General features: G+C 38.8%; 16 protein-coding genes. 6 read left to right on the top strand and 10 right to left on the bottom strand.

Annotated elements, in window-relative coordinates; all coding sequences use genetic code 11:
* Window positions 1-12: 12 nt before the first annotated feature.
* Window positions 13-1,059 (top strand): type 2 isopentenyl-diphosphate Delta-isomerase, encoded by a 1,047-nt coding sequence (fni, locus tag IEU90_RS04155; RefSeq protein WP_163704060.1) that lies wholly within the window; start codon window positions 13-15, stop codon window positions 1,057-1,059.
* Window positions 1,060-1,119: 60 nt separating this feature from the next.
* On the top strand, window positions 1,120-1,608 hold the full coding sequence (locus IEU90_RS04150; RefSeq protein WP_153709647.1) for a DUF1440 domain-containing protein: 489 nt from the start codon (window positions 1,120-1,122) through the stop codon (window positions 1,606-1,608).
* Between the two features lie 86 nt (window positions 1,609-1,694).
* On the opposite strand, the gene IEU90_RS04145 is transcribed toward IEU90_RS04150, so the two are convergent.
* Entirely contained in the window at window positions 1,695-3,884 is a 2,190-nt protein-coding gene (locus IEU90_RS04145; protein WP_153709648.1) for an alpha-galactosidase, read from the bottom strand.
* A gap of 162 nt (window positions 3,885-4,046) precedes the next feature.
* On the opposite strand from IEU90_RS04145, the gene IEU90_RS04140 reads away from it, so the two are divergent.
* A complete protein-coding gene (locus IEU90_RS04140) occupies window positions 4,047-5,060 on the top strand; it encodes a LacI family DNA-binding transcriptional regulator (RefSeq protein WP_153709649.1) in 1,014 nt (337 codons plus the stop codon).
* Window positions 5,061-5,182: 122 nt separating this feature from the next.
* Entirely contained in the window at window positions 5,183-6,061 is an 879-nt protein-coding gene (gene scrK / locus IEU90_RS04135) for a fructokinase ScrK (protein WP_163704063.1), read from the top strand.
* 140 nt (window positions 6,062-6,201) lie between these two features.
* On the opposite strand, the gene IEU90_RS04130 is transcribed toward scrK, so the two are convergent.
* Window positions 6,202-7,068, bottom strand: coding sequence for an SPFH domain-containing protein (locus IEU90_RS04130; RefSeq protein ID WP_153709651.1), 867 nt, complete (start codon window positions 7,066-7,068; stop codon window positions 6,202-6,204).
* A gap of 17 nt (window positions 7,069-7,085) precedes the next feature.
* On the bottom strand, window positions 7,086-8,453 hold the full coding sequence (locus IEU90_RS04125; protein ID WP_188357767.1) for an RsmF rRNA methyltransferase first C-terminal domain-containing protein: 1,368 nt from the start codon (window positions 8,451-8,453) through the stop codon (window positions 7,086-7,088).
* Window positions 8,454-8,593: 140 nt separating this feature from the next.
* Between IEU90_RS04125 and IEU90_RS04120 the strand changes: the two genes are divergently transcribed.
* Window positions 8,594-9,406, top strand: a complete 813-nt coding sequence (locus IEU90_RS04120) for a Cof-type HAD-IIB family hydrolase (protein WP_153709806.1) — start codon at window positions 8,594-8,596, stop codon at window positions 9,404-9,406.
* A gap of 56 nt (window positions 9,407-9,462) precedes the next feature.
* Here IEU90_RS04120 and IEU90_RS04115 read toward each other — a convergent pair whose 3' ends face one another.
* Entirely contained in the window at window positions 9,463-9,699 is a 237-nt protein-coding gene (locus tag IEU90_RS04115; RefSeq protein WP_153709652.1) for a cytochrome b5 domain-containing protein, read from the bottom strand.
* A gap of 517 nt (window positions 9,700-10,216) precedes the next feature.
* Here IEU90_RS04115 and IEU90_RS04110 point away from each other — a divergent pair.
* The gene (locus IEU90_RS04110; RefSeq protein WP_153709653.1) at window positions 10,217-10,870 is read left to right on the top strand and encodes a LuxR C-terminal-related transcriptional regulator; all 654 of its coding nucleotides are present in this window, start codon (window positions 10,217-10,219) and stop codon (window positions 10,868-10,870) included.
* Window positions 10,871-10,925: 55 nt separating this feature from the next.
* Here the strand turns inward: IEU90_RS04110 and IEU90_RS04105 are convergent, their stop codons facing one another.
* From IEU90_RS04105 to sufD, 6 genes are read right to left on the bottom strand one after another with little or no spacing between them, the layout of a single operon-like run.
* Window positions 10,926-11,816, bottom strand: a complete 891-nt coding sequence (locus tag IEU90_RS04105) for a helix-turn-helix domain-containing protein (RefSeq protein WP_153709654.1) — start codon at window positions 11,814-11,816, stop codon at window positions 10,926-10,928.
* 19 nt (window positions 11,817-11,835) lie between these two features.
* On the bottom strand, window positions 11,836-12,168 hold the full coding sequence (locus IEU90_RS04100; RefSeq protein ID WP_153709655.1) for a metal-sulfur cluster assembly factor: 333 nt from the start codon (window positions 12,166-12,168) through the stop codon (window positions 11,836-11,838).
* 55 nt (window positions 12,169-12,223) lie between these two features.
* Complete coding sequence (gene sufB / locus IEU90_RS04095; RefSeq protein ID WP_153709656.1) at window positions 12,224-13,633, bottom strand: Fe-S cluster assembly protein SufB; 1,410 nt, start codon at window positions 13,631-13,633, stop codon at window positions 12,224-12,226.
* A complete protein-coding gene (gene sufU, locus IEU90_RS04090) occupies window positions 13,626-14,087 on the bottom strand; it encodes a Fe-S cluster assembly sulfur transfer protein SufU (protein WP_153709657.1) in 462 nt (153 codons plus the stop codon). The genes sufB and sufU overlap by 8 nt, the downstream gene beginning before the upstream one ends.
* Window positions 14,074-15,312, bottom strand: coding sequence for an aminotransferase class V-fold PLP-dependent enzyme (locus tag IEU90_RS04085; protein WP_153709658.1), 1,239 nt, complete (start codon window positions 15,310-15,312; stop codon window positions 14,074-14,076). The genes sufU and IEU90_RS04085 overlap by 14 nt, the downstream gene beginning before the upstream one ends.
* Window positions 15,293-16,582 carry a Fe-S cluster assembly protein SufD gene (sufD, locus tag IEU90_RS04080; RefSeq protein ID WP_188357766.1) on the bottom strand — a complete coding sequence of 430 codons (1,290 nt, stop codon included), beginning with the start codon at window positions 16,580-16,582 and terminating at the stop codon, window positions 15,293-15,295. The genes IEU90_RS04085 and sufD overlap by 20 nt, the downstream gene beginning before the upstream one ends.
* Window positions 16,583-16,591: the final 9 nt, after the last annotated feature.

Raw genomic sequence — 16,591 nt, 5'->3', positions numbered from 1 at the left:
TAAAGGAGGACCATGATGGAATCACGTCATGCCCAGCGTAAAAATGAACATCTTTCCTTGGCAGCTAAATACTATGACCAAGTTCACCAGCAACATTATTTTGACCAAGTGCGCTTAATTCATGATAGTTTGCCTGAAATGACCACCGATGATGTTGATCTCCATGTCGAATTGGCTGATAATCTCGAAATTGAAAATCCATTTTATATTGAAGCAATGACAGGCGGAAGTGATCAAGCACTTAAGATCAATCGTCAGCTTGCTCAATTAGCACATAAACACCATCTCGCAATGGCTACCGGTTCATTAAGCATTATTAATAAAGATCCTCAAGCGTTTTCTTCATTTGAAGTAATCAGAGAAGAGAATCCAGATGGTATTATTTTTGCTAATTTAAGTGCCAGTACTAGTCTTGACCAAGCGCAAGCGGCAATATCACTTCTAAAGGCAAACGCACTTGAGCTTCATATTAACGCTGCTCAAGAGCTAATCATGCCTGAAGGAGACCGAGATTTTAACTGGCTTGATAACATTCAATTTCTAGTGAATGAACTTGATATTCCAGTGATTGTTAAAGAAGTTGGTTTTGGAATGAGCAAAACTACAATTGCTAAATTGCAAACCCATGACGTTCACCTAATTAATGTTAGTGGTCGTGGCGGCACTAACTTTGCTGCAATTGAAAATCGACGTAATCATAATATCAATTTCGATAGTCTTCTTAATTGGGGTCAAACCACTCCTGAATCCTTACTAGAAGCACACTCTATTCGGCGGGGCAAAACAGAGATTATTGCTTCTGGAGGAATAACTTCCCCCCTTGACGTTATTAAAGCCGGTGTACTTGGTGCCCGCGCAGTCGGTGTTGCTGGTTACTTCCTAAACATCTTACAACGTGAAGGATATGATGCCCTTGATCAAACATTAGAGGAATGGCAAGTAATCGTAAAGCGTTCATTAGCGCTCCTTGGTTGTACATCCTTCACTGAATTGTCACGCGTTGAATATGTTTTAGGAACAGATTTGTTATCCTATGCACGGCAAAGACACCTACGCTAGCTCAATTAATTGAATTTATAATCTAGATTGGTACAATTAATTTGATAACTCATATTTGGGATGGTGATTAATATGAATAAAATTAATTGGGGTAAGTCAATCGGTATCGGTGTGACAGCTGGTTTAGTTGCTGGTTTAGTTAAGTTAGGATGGGAGAATATTCTTCCCCCTCGTACGCCAGAACGTAACCAAACAAACCCGCCACAAAAATTACTCGAACAATTTGGTGTACCAGCTAGAATAACCCATGCCACTTATACCTATTCAGGACAACAATTACCATGGGTGAGCTACCTAGTTCACTTTAGCTTTTCTGCTGGCTTTGGTGTTATTTATAGTGTCGGCGGTCAATTAGCACCATGGATTAAAAAGGGCAATGGAGTCCCATTTGGTATTGCAGTTTGGGATTTCTTCCATCTTAAATTAATGCCAATGATGGGAACCGTTCCATCACCAAAGGACCAACCATTAGAAGAACATATTTCTGAGTTTTTGGGTCACGCAATCTGGATGTGGACAATTGATGCGTTAATTAAAGCTAAAAAATAGTAACTTAAAGAACTAAAAGGAGCGTGAAGACGAACCCGCAAATGGCTCGTCTTCACGCTCTCTTTAATTTTTAAAAGCAGTTAAACCTACTTACCTTTGAAATAATGTACTTCGGATAGGAAATCTCCTGTGTGAGTTGGGTCACGGAATAAACCAACGTTCATTAATTCATCCCCGCCATAAGTTTTATCCGTCATTTCGTCATGGTAATCAATTGTCGGATCAAGTCCAGCCATTTTAGTATTATTTATCTCAAAACGATTTGTGTGTAATTGTTTAAACATAAATAATAATGCTTCAGACTTATCTGGACTTACAAACTCCCAAGCAACCGTATTGCTGTCAAACGGGCTTTCAAGGCGAATGAAATCTCCGTATTGAATTAGATGACGGTGAGCTTTATAAAATTTAATCTGTTCCTTTACCATTTGGCGGTCTTCATCAGTTAAGTCTGCTAAATCTAATTCATAACCAAAAACACCACTCATTGCAACATCGCCCCGCATCTTAAAGCTTGTGGAACGGCCAGTTTGCTGATTAGGCGACACAGAAACATGGGCAGTCATTGAAGAAATTGGGTAAGTTAAGGATGTCCCATATTGAATTTTCAACCGTTCTACCGCATCCGTATCATCAGAAGGCCAACTTTGCGGCATGTAGTATAGGATTCCGGCATCAAACCGTCCACCACCGCCTGAACAGCCTTCAAATAAAATATTAGGATAGCGGGTTACCAAACGTTCCATAAGGTCATATAGCCCTAAAATATAGCGGTGACTAATCTCGCCTTGATGTTCAGGGTCAGCTGCACTAGAAAAGACCTCTGTTAAGTTTCGGTTAAAGTCCCACTTAATGTAATCAAGCGGCACCTTATCTAAAATTAAGCACATCTGATTAAAGATGTTATCAACTACTTCTTTCCGGCTAAAATCTAAAACTAACTGATTTCGCGAAAGGGTCATGCCACGATTAGGCTCATGCAAGGCATAATCGGGATGTTCTTTATAAAGTTCAGAGTCAACTGAAATCATCTCTGGTTCAAACCACAGCCCGAACTTCATACCGCTCTTATGAGTTCGATCTGCAACCCGCTTTAGTCCCCCAGTAAGCTTTTGTTGATTAACAAACCAGTCGCCAAGGGAAGAATTATCATCATTACGATGGCCAAACCACCCATCGTCCAATACAAACATTTCAATTCCTAGCGGCTTTGCTTCATCAATAATTTGGTCAAGCTTTTCATCATCAAAATCAAAGAATGTTGCTTCCCAGTTATTAATTACAATCGGACGATCCGCATATTGGTACTTCCCACGAGCAACCCGGTCACGGAGCAAGCTATGGAAGACATGCGACATTCCATTCAGCCCCTGCTGGCTAAAGCCCATGATTGCTTCTGGCGTTTGGAAACTTTCTCCTGGTTGAAGAACCCATTCAAAATCGTAATCATTAATTCCTGTTAGCAAACGGATTTGGTCAATTTGATCTTTTTCAAGAGTAAATTGATGGTTACCGGAATAAACAAGCAGAACCCCCATTGCATCTCCTGTGAATTCAGTTGTATTCTTATCAACTAATGCTACAAATGGATTCATATGGTGCGAGCTGGAATTACGACGACTAGAAAATTCAGTGATTCCGCGCCGTAATTCTTGCCGTTCCGGTTGCCGTTCAAGTGCATATTGACCAGGCACTGAGATAACATCATAATCATGCTTAGTTAAGTCTAATTGCATTGAAGCTATCTTTTCAATTTGCAATTTTTGATTACTATTATTAACCAAGCGCGCATTCCTTGTTATAACCGGTCGCTCGTTATAGATAGTATATGAAAGGACGAGTTGTGCTCCAATTGTGTTATCAACTAAGGTGACCTCTAATGTTTCAGCTTCATCATCGCTTTTGACATAGGAGGCCGGTAGTCCAGCTAATTTAGGCTTACCAGGGATAATCTTATATGATTGGTAGCGAAAATCTGTTAATCGTGATCCGTTTTCTGCTTTAATAACAATTGCTGGTACACGATAGTCCCCTGTATTGTTACCGGAGTATTCTTGTAATAAGTCATCCTTAGAATAGGTTCTATCCATTGATTCCGGTAAATTACCAGAAAAGCCACGATCTACTCGAGGATACTTTCGCTCACCATGGTAATTTCGGATTACTGGTCCAAAGTAAAGGTGACTAAGAAGATTTCCCTCTTCAATCGAAAATAAATATGAAATGGTCTTGTTTTTCAAGTGAAATACACGTTGTTTTTCATCAAATGTAATCATTGCTAGTGACCCCTTTCTTAAATCGATTATATGATAAACGTTTATCTAAATTCAGTCAAGCGCTTTCATCACTGTCAAAAGTTAGATAAGGCGCTATTACGGCTTACTAAACGTTTACTAAAATGTGGTATGCTAGATGGTAATTATAGTAGAGGTGAGCATATGATTGGTATTAGAAAAATTGCCCAAGAAGCTGGCGTCTCTCCAGCAACTGTTTCACGAGTCTTAAATAACGATCCGTCTTTCTCAGTTAGTGATCAAACTAAAAAGCGGATTAAAAGGATTGTTGAAAAATATAACTATCAGCCACACGCGAATAAGACCGTCAACCGTCCAAAATCTCTTTCGCTTTTAGTTATTACTACCCATTCCCTTGAAAATGAAGCTCATGATCCATATTTTATTCAAGTTCATGATGGGATAATTCAGGAAGCATCTAAAGAAGGCATTCAAGTTAAAGGCTTTATTCGTTTTCCTAATAAAGGTTTTCAGTTTGCTGACGTAAAAAAATATGACGGAATCATTGTGGCAGGTGTATTCACTGAAGAATTTTACGCAGAACTTTATCAGAATAATCCCCGCCTTATTTTGATTGATGAGACCCGTTATTTTTCACAGTATGACATTATTCGCAACTCGTACTTTGAAGAAACCCAAGCCATCTTAGATCATTTTCTTAAAAATAAAATTACTGATATCGGCTTCCTTGGCGGTAATATTCAGCCAATGTCCTTAACTGGAATCGTACCTGACAGTTACCAAGATATCCGTGCAAAAGCTTACTTGATGTGGATGAAGGCTCATCAGTTAACCCCTAATTTAGTAATTAAGGGCTGGACTCCCAAAGATGGCTTTGAAGGGATGAATCGCCTTCTTAAAAATCATTTACAATTAGTTTTAATTGCTAGTGATCAGTTAGCAGTTGGCGCATACCGTGCAATTAAGCAGTATGGACTTACTGTTCCACAAGATATTCACGTTATTAGTTATAATGATTCGGAAATTGCCGCATATATGACCCCGTCGCTTTCATCCATTAACCCGTCTAGCGTAGCAATGGGTCAATTAGCCGTAAGACGACTAGTTCAGCGAATTATCAATACTGATGAAGTACCGATTCATATTAACCTCCCTGCTAAGATTACATGGCGGGAAAGTTCAAAATTAATTAACTAGGTGAAACGTTTTATACACAAAAAGCTAATAATTGTTCTTGTGATACCGCTTTCTAAGGTTTATACTCAAACATAGTTATCAATCTGATAAACGTTCACTTTAAATTAAATGAGGTTTTAATTATGCTATTAGGAAGTATAGAAGCTGGCGGTACTAAATTTGTATGTGCTGTTGGTGACGAAAAGTTTAACGAAATTGATAAAAAGATTATTCCTACCACTACCCCTGAAGAAACGTTAGGTGCCTGTATCGAGTTCTTTAAGCAGTATCCAGATTTAGCCGCCCTTTCAATTGCTAGTTTTGGGCCAATCGATACGAACCCGGCTAGTGAGAAGTATGGCTATATCACGGATACGCCTAAGGTCAAATGGCAAAATTGCAATTTTGTTGGAATAATGACAGATGCCCTTGATATCCCAATCTACTGGACAACGGACGTTAACGGTTCAGTATACGGCGAATATGTTAATTTAAGAAACAAGTTTGATAATCCGGCACTTGTTTACTACACTTTAGGAACCGGTGTTGGCGCTGGCGCAATCCAAAACGGTCATTTTATTGGCGGAATAAGCACTCCTGAAATGGGTCATGTACGCCTTCAACGTCACCCTGCAGATATGAACTTTACTGGGATTTGTCCTTACCATCATGATTGCCTAGAAGGCTTAGTATCTGGTCCAACATTCAAAGCACGACTGGGGATCAGCGGTGAAGATGTCCCGGATAATCACCCGGTTTGGGATATCATGGCTTACTATGTTGCTCAAGCCGCTGTTCAGATTACAGCAATTTTACGTCCGCAAAAGATTATTTTCGGTGGAAGCGTTTCTCGTCCAGCATTCTTAGAGCGTGTTCGTAAACAGTTTGCAATGTTATGGAATGACTATCTTCCAGTTGGCCCGCTTGACGAATATATTGTCAATCCCTCGGTTCCTGGAAACGGTTCAGCAACCCTCGGTAACTTCGCCCTAGCAAAACAACTAGTTGAAGAAAATAAATAGTTATATTTAAAAATAATAAACGGAGGCTACTATGATTTTAGTGGTCTCCGTTCATTATTTCCAAAGATAATTTAATAATCCGGCTTTAGTCATTCCATCAGCTATACCTGTTCAGCCATTAGAATCGTTAAACATATCATCTATCCTTGGTTTCCTGTGTTGATTACTGGTTGCGTTCCACGTTCACTAATTATTGCTACCATAATGTTATTAATAATTTGAAGGCGCTGTTCATCGGTTAAGTTAAGGTTGGCTTCCTTATTCAAACGATTAATTGCTTCTTCAGTAATTGAAACAGCTCCTTCAACAATAATTTTACGTGCTGAAAGGATCGCCGATGACTGTTGTTTTTGAAGCATTGCACTCGCTATTTCAGTTGCATAGGCTAAGTGCGTTAATCGGGTTTCGATAATTTTAACGCCTGCAACATTTAAGCGGTCCTGAAGTTCAGCAGTTAACCTTTCCGATACCTCTGTTGGGTTCCCCCGTAAAGTAATAACATCTTGATTTTCAAAGCTATCATAAGGATATTCACTAGCAACGTGTCGCACAGCAGATTCACTTTGAATTTGGACGAATTGTTCATAATCATCAACCGAGAAAAGCGCCTTGGCCGTATCAACAACTTTATATACAATAACGGCGGCAATTTCGATTGGGTTTCCTTTTGAATCATTTACTTTAAGAATTTGACTATTAAAGTTGCAGACCCGTAGAGAAACCGTCTCCTTATTCGTAAACGGAATTGTCATAAATAAGCCGGCATCGCGAATGGTTCCAATATAGTTACCAAAAAAGGTTAGTACTTTGGCCTCATTAGGCTGGATAATAGTCAGTGATGTACTAAAGAGAATCACAACCACCAGCAGAATGATGCCGATTGTTAATAACACTGGCATACTACCAGTAAAGCCAGCAAAAATAAGCCAAAGACTCGCTGCACCAACAAGGATTGCACACAAGAGTCCTAAATAACCATTAACGTGAACAGCAGTTTTTTCTTTCATTTTATTATTTCTCCCCCTTAGAATCGTAAACCTTTTGGATAGAAGTTCTTAACAGTCCCGTTAACTAGCTTCCCAAAGCCAGCAGAATGACGGTTGCAAACTAAGAGATACCATCCATTTGCCTGATTATCAGCAATATTTATCACATCTCCATGAACATACTGGCGCCATTGATCCTCATCGAGTTCAATTACCTGCTCTGTTTCATCAGGGAGGCTAGCTAAGGCCCACGCAAGAGATGGTTCAAACCGATTTTTCTTAAAAGTTCCTAAATGTAAACCGGGACGTAAAACATTTAATCCCGCCATTTTATCTTCCTCAAGTGGCAAATCATATAACTGATCGCCAAATAAAATTAGCTGATGAGGTTGATAATTAGGAAATACCTTCGTCTGGAATTGTTCAAACAACTTAAGCTGCGTTTTATCCGGTCTTACAATAGATTGTTTTTTGCGCTTATTTTTCTTTTTATGCTTTTCTGGGACTGCGGCTGGAGTTTTATTAATCAATTTAGCAATAAAGTGGCCTTCACCTTTAATATGATGAGGAAATAGTCGCACTGTCTTCTTTAGGTCGCTATTATTATCAGCCCACTCCGGTCGACCGTCATCCATTCCGGCGGCCTTTTTTATTGCCATTAATTCTAAATGCGGATAATTATTAAGCAGCCATGAAATATTTTGCTCATCTTCTTCAGGAGCAAATGTACAGGTAGAGTAGACAAGTACCCCGCCCGGCTTTAACATTTTCATCGCTGAAGCTAAAATCTTTTGCTGGCGATTAGCACATTCCGCTGGGTAATCTGGCGACCAATATTCAATTCCTGCTGGTTCCTTCCTAAACATTCCTTCTCCAGAACACGGAGCATCCACAAGAATACGGTCAAAGTATTTTGGAAACTGTTTTTCTAGATCAGCAGGGCTCTCACTAGTAACAACAGCATTTTTTGCTCCCCATCTTTCAAGATTCTCCGCTAAGATTTTAGCGCGCTTCGGAAAAATCTCATTTGCAACTAGTAACCCTTCATTATTCATTTTTCCAATCAAATGAGTAGTCTTGCCGCCAGGAGCAGCGCACAAATCAAAAACACGGTCCCCCGGTTGCGGATCAACTACTTCCCCGACAAACATTGCAGAAGGTTCTTGACTATAAACCCATCCAGTAACATGATCTAATGATTTACCATTAACTTGACCATAGTAACCGGTTGAAACATACGGTACTTTGCCAATAGATTGATTAATCGCTGATGTCGGTTGGCCGTTCTTTAGGGGATTCTCGCGAAAGCCACTATAACTTGGCTGATTAAGAGCTGCTAAAAATTCATTTGCTTCTGCCCCCATTAATTTTTTGTATTTCGTGACAAATTTATCCGGTAATTGCACGTTATTTCGCTCCTCTATATCTTAGTGTCTTTATTGTAACTTATTTTGTTATTTTTTGAGCCAAAATGCTTGGCAAAGCGCTAACTTTTTGTATAAAATATTATAATTGTATATTTTATGGAAAGAGAAGTGATATGGCAATGGATCAACATTTAATAGCCCTTGATCTTGATGGTACAACCTTAAATAATCAGTCTAAATTAACTAATGAAACAATCGTAACTCTTCGCGCCCTAGCACGTGAAGGTCATATCGTTAGTATCATTACCGGGCGGCCATACCGAATCGCTCAACATATTTATGATCAAATCGGAATCAAAACGCCAATGGTTAACTTTAACGGCGCGCTCACTCACATCCCGCATGAACACTGGGATAAAGAATATGATATTGAATTAACAAGGGAACTGGCCCTTGACCTCCTTGCTAACCGCCAGGAACTTGGTATTAATACAATCACCGTTGAAAATAAATATCATGTTTGGGCGAACCAGGCAAGCAATGATCTCCCTGAATTTTTACCGAATAAACTAAGAAAGGACCAGTTATTAAACTCGGCTAACTTAACAAGTAACCCTATTGCTCTAACAATCCAATACCAGCCTGAGCATGAAGAAGAGATTATTAAAGCAGTTAACGAAAAATACGGTGACTTTGTTGAGCCGCGAGTTTGGGGTGGCCCCTACAATATTTTAGAATTAATTCATCGTGGGACTCATAAAGAATCGGGCATGTTTTATATTGCAGAACAATATCAAATCGATCGTCAAAACATTATTGCATTTGGTGATGAACACAACGACTTTGAGATGCTTGATGCTGCTGGACGTGGTGTTGCTATGAACAATGCTATCCCTGAACTCAAGAAAATCGCTAATGATGTTACGCCAATTGATAATGACCATAATGGACTGGCAAAGTACTTGCGGGATTATTTTAAGGTTGCAATTTAATAATAAAAAGCTGGGGTTACAAAAAAATGTAATCTCAGCTTTTTACATAGTTATTCCTAGTCAACGAGTTTTCCAACAACAGGGATGTCTTTTAATACTGATTCCATGTGAATCGAGCGTGGCATCGCGGAAGTTAGATCACGACCAGCAAGGTTTCCATGGTGTTTGCCATTCTTCCATACAGGTACGTTAGAGACATCATAAACAATGCCCTTAACTGCAACGTATGCAGGATGTCCATTTCGACCATCGAACTTAGCAAGTTCGGTTGTTGTAAATGTTTTTTCTGCCATTAATAATTCACCTTTCCATGATTCAAGAATAGCTAATAATTATATTCTAATTCAAAAGGTTAGTAAATGCACCAATTATTAGATTATTGTTATTATTTCTTTCATTGATATTACCGTTTCGTAATTAAAAATTTTTATATTCTGAACTTATTTCTCGCTTGGCAAGTCAAAACAAGCAGCCGTTAACTAATTTCTTTAATTTTATAAAATAATTTATACTCAAAAGAAAAATCTTAATTACATTACTATAAAAAATTGTTATAATAAAGGGCGAAGGTGATTCTGCAATCACTTTCGCCAACATACTTCTACTGTGGACCATTGGTGTTGTCATGTCATCAATGATCCTCTTTTATTTTACAGCATTAGTGATTTTCTGCAATAAATTTTCATAATTATTCCAGCCGTTTACTAAAACTATTTCAAATAGCTTTTAGCTAGTGGTAATTTAATTGCTATAACTTTATAATAGCTTTTGTAGGGGGTAACTATTTTTAAATTGAAAGTGGGCTTTACGATGTATAAAGTACTTGTTGCAGATAATCATCCAATTGTACGAATGGGCGTAAAAAATCTCATTGACCAACAAGATGATTTTAAAGTAATAAGTGAAAAGTCATCCGGGATTGATGTCTCAATGCGAATAGAGCAAGGAGATATTGACATAATCATCATGGAATTATCGATGCCTCCTGGCGAGAATGGCTTAATTACTGTAAAACGGATCCATGAACGATTTCCAAATATTAAAATCATGATTTTCTCACGGCAAAGCGAACCAAAATATATTAATCAGGCAATCTATAATGGTGCAATGGGTTATGTACTAAAAAGTTCTGCTGTAATCGAACTTGTTGATGGTCTGAAGCGGATTGCTAAGGGTGAGAAATACCTAGATAATAATATCATGGTAACGAAAGAAGACCTGTTAGTTATCAAAGGCGGCCCTACCCAATTAAATTTAGACAAGTATGTTACACTTTCAAAACGTGAACGCGAGGTTTTACCCTTTATTGTTTTAGGTTATACAAATAAAGAGATTTCAACTAAATTATTTATTTCACCCAAAACAGTTGAGGCACATAAGGCTAATATCATGCAAAAGCTTAATCTTAGTTCGCACGCCCAGTTGCTCCATTATGCCGTTCATCACAATTTAGTAGACTTATAATATAAGTAAAGGGAAGAAGCTATAATTCTAGTTTCTTCCCTTTTGGATTTTATAATTATTTGTTGCTAATCGTCTTATCAAGATTATTTAATAACGCCGCTACCTGAACTTCAACTACATTATTTGAATTGAAACGAGCAAAGACCTCTGCTTCTGTTAGTAACCGCCGAACCTTGTCAGAACTTTCGCCCAGTTCAATTGCATTATTGGCCTCTAACAATTTAATTCGTGGCAAGAAGTACGTGACGTGATTACCTGCACAAATTTTAGTTGTCGTTTCGAGCACCCGATTGCTAACAGCTAATCGTTTATTAAGGGCATGGTATTCTGCAGCATAATACATCATTGTTACAATTCGCAAGTAATAATTCCGCTCAGCACCAGCTAAATCTTCATCTGCTTTTGAACGTAAGTACGATATTACCTTTGAAAAGAAGAAATCGGCATGTTCCATTGAATTCTGCCGCGCATAAAGGATTCCTGAGCCAAGATAAGCCAATGGTGAATAGATAGTTCGATGCTGTTCATCTAGCTCATCAAGGATCTTAGTAAAATTAAATAGGCTAGTCGACGCATTATTATTAGTAAGAGTATATATCATTCCCTTTACGTAATAATACTGCATCTTATCTTGCGGGGATTTTAAGTCCGCTAACTGAACCTTCTTTAACTTACTTACTGCTTGCGGAAATTGTTCGATCATTAAGGCTAATTCAATCTCATCAAGAAGATTACGAATATAGCGAATAGACGATGTATTATTTTTATTTAAATCATCAATTGTTAAGCCAAGCCGGTCACAAAGCTGTTCAAGAATTGAAAGTGATGGTATTTGGCCATTATTTTCAAACTTGCTTAGGGTTGATTGCGTACAAATTCCCTTGCTTAAAGCCACCTGTGAATAGCCAAGTCTTTTTCGTTGATGAACAAAGCGCTTAATATCCATGTTTGCCCCCTATTGATCTTTAACCGTGAATGCCTAAAGCAATTTTAGCAAACCTGCTCATCCTTGACAAATCCCAAACCGGTTCCCAGACTAAGTTAATATTGCACTTGTTTACTCCCTCAACAGAAGTAACTGCCTTAGTGATGTCACGGTTCAAGATATCACCTAATGGACATCCCATTGTAGTTAATGTCATGGTAACAGTACATTCCCCACTCTCATCAACTTTAACATCATAAATAAGTCCTAAATTAACAAGGTCAATCCCTAGTTCAGGATCAATAACTTCTTCAAGGGCGTCCATTACTTTGTTTTCAATGGGGGAAAAAGGAGTTTCTTTTTCGTCAGCCATAAACGTTCCTCCCAACTTTATTTGTTAGTTCAATTGCCATAATCAAAAACACATATTAACCAATTGAACCTTCCATTTCAAAACTAATCAAGCGGTTCAATTCAACTGCATATTCCATCGGCAGTTGCTTAGTAAACGGCTCAACAAAGCCCATAATAATCATTTCAGTTGCTTTTGCTTCAGAAATACCCCGACTCATCAGGTAATAAAGCTGTTCTTCTGAAATTTTAGATACTTTTGCTTCATGCTCCATGGCTACATGTGCATTATCAATCTCATTATACGGAATTGTATCAGAGGATGACTGGTCATCCATAATAATCGTGTCACATTCAACATGGGCTTTTGAACCATCAGAATGCTTGCCAAAGCGCACCGTTCCACGGTAATCAGTCGAACCGCCAGTTTTAGCAATCGACTTTGAAACGATTGAGCTAGAAGTATTCTTTGCATTATGAATCATCCGTGCTCCTGAATCCTGGTGAATACCATTACTTGCAACTGCAATAGACAGCATCGTTCCACGAGCACCTTCACCATTAAGGTAGACACTTGGGTATTTCATTGTCACCTTTGAACCAAGGTTACCATCAACCCATTCCATCGTTGCATTTTCAGCAGCAGCAGCCCGCTTTGTTTCAAGACTATAGACATTATCAGACCAGTTTTGGATTGTAGTATACCGACAATAGGCATCTTTACATACATTTACCTCAACAACCGCAGCGTGAAGGCTATCTGATGAGTAATTAGGGGCTGTACACCCTTCTACATAATCAACACTTGCTCCTTCATCAACAATAATCAGTGTCCGTTCAAACTGACCAGAATTTTCAGCATTTAAACGGAAATAAGATTGAATTGGGGTCTTTGTTTTAACCCCTTTTGGTACATAAATGAAGGACCCGCCTGACCAAACGGCCGCATTTAAGGCAGCAAATTTATTATCGGTTGGTTGAACTAGCTTACCAAACCATTTCTTAAATAGTTCAGGATATTCTTTTAATGCCGTATCAGTATCAGTAAAGATAATCCCTAGCTTCTCAAACTCATTTTTCATGTTGTGATAAACAACTTCCGATTCATATTGAGCAGATGACCCAGCAAGATATTTTCGCTCTGCTTCCGGAACACCTAATCTGTCAAAGGTTCGTTTCAAATCTTCCGGAACGTCTTCCCAATCCCGAAACTTTTTATCTGTCATTTTTTGATAGTAAAGCATGTTTTTAAGGTCTAGTTCTGACAAATCAGGACCAAACTTAGGCATTGGCAACTTTTTATAAATTTCATACGCTTTTAAGCGGTAATCAAGCATCCACTGTGGCTCATGCTTTGCTGCTGAAATTTGCCGAACGGTTTCTTCTGTTAACCCTCTTCCAGTCGAATACTCGGGTTTTACATCATCATGAAAACCGTATTCATACTGGTCATTATTATTTATGATACTGGCCGCGTCATTACTCATTATTTTCTTCCTCCTCGCTATCTTTTAATAAAGCTCGTTGCAATGCCCACCACGATAACGTAGCGCATTTAATTCTTGCGGGGAATTCCATGATGCTTGTCAGGATTTGAGCATCTCCTAATTGAGATAAGTCCGCTGCCGAATGCTCTTTTCCAATTGCCATATCTGAAAAAGTTTTTGCCATTGCCAAAGCTTCATCAGTTGTTTTCCCCTTTACCGCATCAGTCATCATACTGGCAGAAGCCTGACTAATCGTACAACCATCACCAGTATAAGCAATGTCCTTTATCTTATTGTCTTCAACTTCGACTTGGAGATTGATTGTATCACCACATGTCGGATTATGAAGAGTCATTGCATTTGTCGTTGTTGCTAACTCCCCTTTATTATGTGGATGGTTAGCATAGTCGAGAATCACTTCACGATATAAACCATTTAACTTAGATAGTCCCAATGTTAAAGAACTCCTTTGTTTCCTTGATTGCCTTTATTAGTTGATCTGCATCGTTTTTAGTATTGTAGAAATAAAAACTAGCACGTGCTGTAGCAGTTACGCCTAAATCTTCCATTAATGGCTGGGCACAATGATGACCAGCACGTACAGCAACACCATCCATATCTAGAGCCGTTGCAACATCGTGCGGGTGTAACCCGTTAATATTAAATGCGATTACACCTGTATGTTTTGCTGGTGATTGTGGTCCGTAAACTTGAACATCTGGAATAGCAATTAATTGTGGGAGCACGTAATCAACCAGTTCCTGCTCCTTTTTCTGAACATTATCCATTCCAATATTGTTTAAGTAGTCGATTGCTGCACCTAAGCCGACTGCACCAGCAATATTTTGCGTCCCCGCTTCAAATTTAAACGGGATATCTGCCCACGTACTTTGATCACGGTGAACATCATTAATCATTTCACCGCCAAATTGATACGGGGGCATTTCTCGGAGTAATGATGCTTTGCCATATAAAACACCAATCCCCATTGGACTCATCATTTTATGACCAGAAAAAGCATAGAAATCAACATCAAGGTCTGTCACATCGATCGCCATATGTGGAACAGCTTGTGCTCCGTCACCGACAATAATAGCCCCATGCTGGTGCGCAATCGCAGCTAATTCTTTCAATGGTGTAACTGTCCCCAGTACATTACTTGCATGAGTAACAGCGACAATTTTTGTTTTATCAGTAATTTTATTTTTGGCATCTGTAAGATCAAGCTCCCCATCTGGAGTTAACTCAATATACTTTAAAATAGCATTCTTTCGTTTAGCTAATTGCTGCCAAGGGATTAAATTACTGTGATGTTCCATTATTGAAATTACAATCTCATCACCAGATTGAATATTTTGCTCTCCATAGGTTGATGCAACCAAGTTTAACCCATCAGTACATCCCTTAGTAAAAATTATTTCATCAGAACTCTGCGCATTAATAAATTGCTGAACCTTTTTTCGCGCTTCTTCGTAGTCCTTAGTAGCTCTTTCCGCTAATGTATGAACCCCGCGATGCACATTTGCATTATCTTGCTCGTAAAAGTCGGTTAACGCCTTAATCACTTGTCGGGGACGTTGAACAGTTGCCGCATTATCAAGATACGCCAGACGTTCATCATTAACTTGCTGGTCCAGTGCCGGAAAATCTGCTAAGTAATTATTCGTATTGTTGTCCATCAGCGAGCTTCCTTTCGAGAATCGTTATTAATTTATTACGTACATCTTTAGATGGGATTGCACTTAAAACGGCACCCAAGAATCCTCGAATAACCATTCGCTCAGCCTGAGCACATGGAATTCCACGACTCATTAAATAGTACATTTGATGAGGATCAACTGGACCAACACTAGCAGCATGACCAGCTTCAACATCATTTTCATCAATCAAAAGGATCGGATTGGCGTCTCCGCGGGCTTGATCAGACATAATCAATACTCGATTTTGCTGGTCTGCTTTAGCTCCATGCGCACCATGAATAATTTGACCAATTCCATTAAAAATTAGTTCAGATTTTTCAAGGATAACACCACGCTGATTAATTAATCCAGTTGTATGTCGACCGTGATTAGTAACACGATTATTAACACCAACTTCTTGATCGCGTGTCGTCACTGCAATCATCTTTGAATTAGCATAACCGCCATCGCCAAGAAGCTCAGAATCCATATCACCAACAGTATTGCCATTATTCATCAGCCCAACTGCCCATTCAACATGCGCGTCACGCCCAATATCAGCTCGGCGCTTAAAGTAAGTATGAGTATGAGGACCAAATTCATCGAGAGAAGAAAAGTCAATTTCACTGTTTTCCTGAGCCATTAATTCAATCATCATATTAGCTGTGTTTTCATGATCCCCAACTGTTGTAAGGTGTTGGATAAACTTAATCCGACTGCCACGATCTGCAATCACTAAAATATGGGAAATTAGTGGTTCATTACTTGTACTGTCTTGGATAATCTCTGCTTCAATTGGCTTTTTAATTTCAACATTTTTAGGAATATATAAAAATAACCCCGAGTTTAAATATGCAAGATGATAAGCCGTTAACAAGTTTTCTTCCGGCTTTATTGCAGTCATAAAAAACTTATTAAATAGGTCAGGATATTCACGAGCAGCAGTAAAGATATCAGTGAGGATAATTCCTTGATCTTTCAACGTTTGTGGCAAGTTAACATGAAGCAGTGTTTGCCCAAATTGAGTTACCTTAATCACTTCATCATCCGAAGCAGGCATTTCAACCAAGGCCGGGTCAGATTTAAGCCATGTTAACGGATGATCAGGTATTAAAGGCCAGTTACGGAAGTTAAAACGCTGCATTCGTGGTAATTGCAGTTTTTCCATCAAATCCCGAGCAGTCAGGCGGCGATCAAGCAATTGCTGAGACTCATTATTTTCTTTACTAGCAGCAATTATTTGTTCCTTTGCTGAATTTAATTCTGTCATTAAACTGCC

This window comes from Limosilactobacillus caviae, assembly GCF_014635905.1.
Lineage (GTDB): Bacteria > Bacillota > Bacilli > Lactobacillales > Lactobacillaceae > Limosilactobacillus > Limosilactobacillus caviae.
The sequence above is the reverse complement of the archived record's forward strand: the minus strand, read 5'-3'. Positions and strand labels throughout refer to the sequence as shown.

Bases quoted from the DNA above. Each gene is read 5' to 3' on its own strand.
- sufD (WP_188357766.1), bottom strand. From the start codon at position 16,582: ATGACAGAATTAAATTCAGCAAAGGAACAAATAATTGCTGCTAGTAAA.
- scrK (WP_163704063.1), top strand. From the start codon at position 5,183: ATGCTATTAGGAAGTATAGAAGCTGGCGGTACTAAATTTGTATGTGCT.
- IEU90_RS04120 (WP_153709806.1), top strand. From the start codon at position 8,594: ATGGATCAACATTTAATAGCCCTTGATCTTGATGGTACAACCTTAAAT.
- sufB (WP_153709656.1), bottom strand. From the start codon at position 13,633: ATGAGTAATGACGCGGCCAGTATCATAAATAATAATGACCAGTATGAA.
- IEU90_RS04145 (WP_153709648.1), bottom strand. From the start codon at position 3,884: ATGATTACATTTGATGAAAAACAACGTGTATTTCACTTGAAAAACAAG.
- fni (WP_163704060.1), top strand. From the start codon at position 13: ATGATGGAATCACGTCATGCCCAGCGTAAAAATGAACATCTTTCCTTG.
- IEU90_RS04100 (WP_153709655.1), bottom strand. From the start codon at position 12,168: ATGGCTGACGAAAAAGAAACTCCTTTTTCCCCCATTGAAAACAAAGTA.
- IEU90_RS04115 (WP_153709652.1), bottom strand. From the start codon at position 9,699: ATGGCAGAAAAAACATTTACAACAACCGAACTTGCTAAGTTCGATGGT.
- IEU90_RS04105 (WP_153709654.1), bottom strand. From the start codon at position 11,816: ATGGATATTAAGCGCTTTGTTCATCAACGAAAAAGACTTGGCTATTCA.
- IEU90_RS04085 (WP_153709658.1), bottom strand. From the start codon at position 15,312: ATGGACAACAATACGAATAATTACTTAGCAGATTTTCCGGCACTGGAC.
- IEU90_RS04140 (WP_153709649.1), top strand. From the start codon at position 4,047: ATGATTGGTATTAGAAAAATTGCCCAAGAAGCTGGCGTCTCTCCAGCA.
- IEU90_RS04150 (WP_153709647.1), top strand. From the start codon at position 1,120: ATGGTGATTAATATGAATAAAATTAATTGGGGTAAGTCAATCGGTATC.
- IEU90_RS04130 (WP_153709651.1), bottom strand. From the start codon at position 7,068: ATGAAAGAAAAAACTGCTGTTCACGTTAATGGTTATTTAGGACTCTTG.
- IEU90_RS04110 (WP_153709653.1), top strand. From the start codon at position 10,217: ATGTATAAAGTACTTGTTGCAGATAATCATCCAATTGTACGAATGGGC.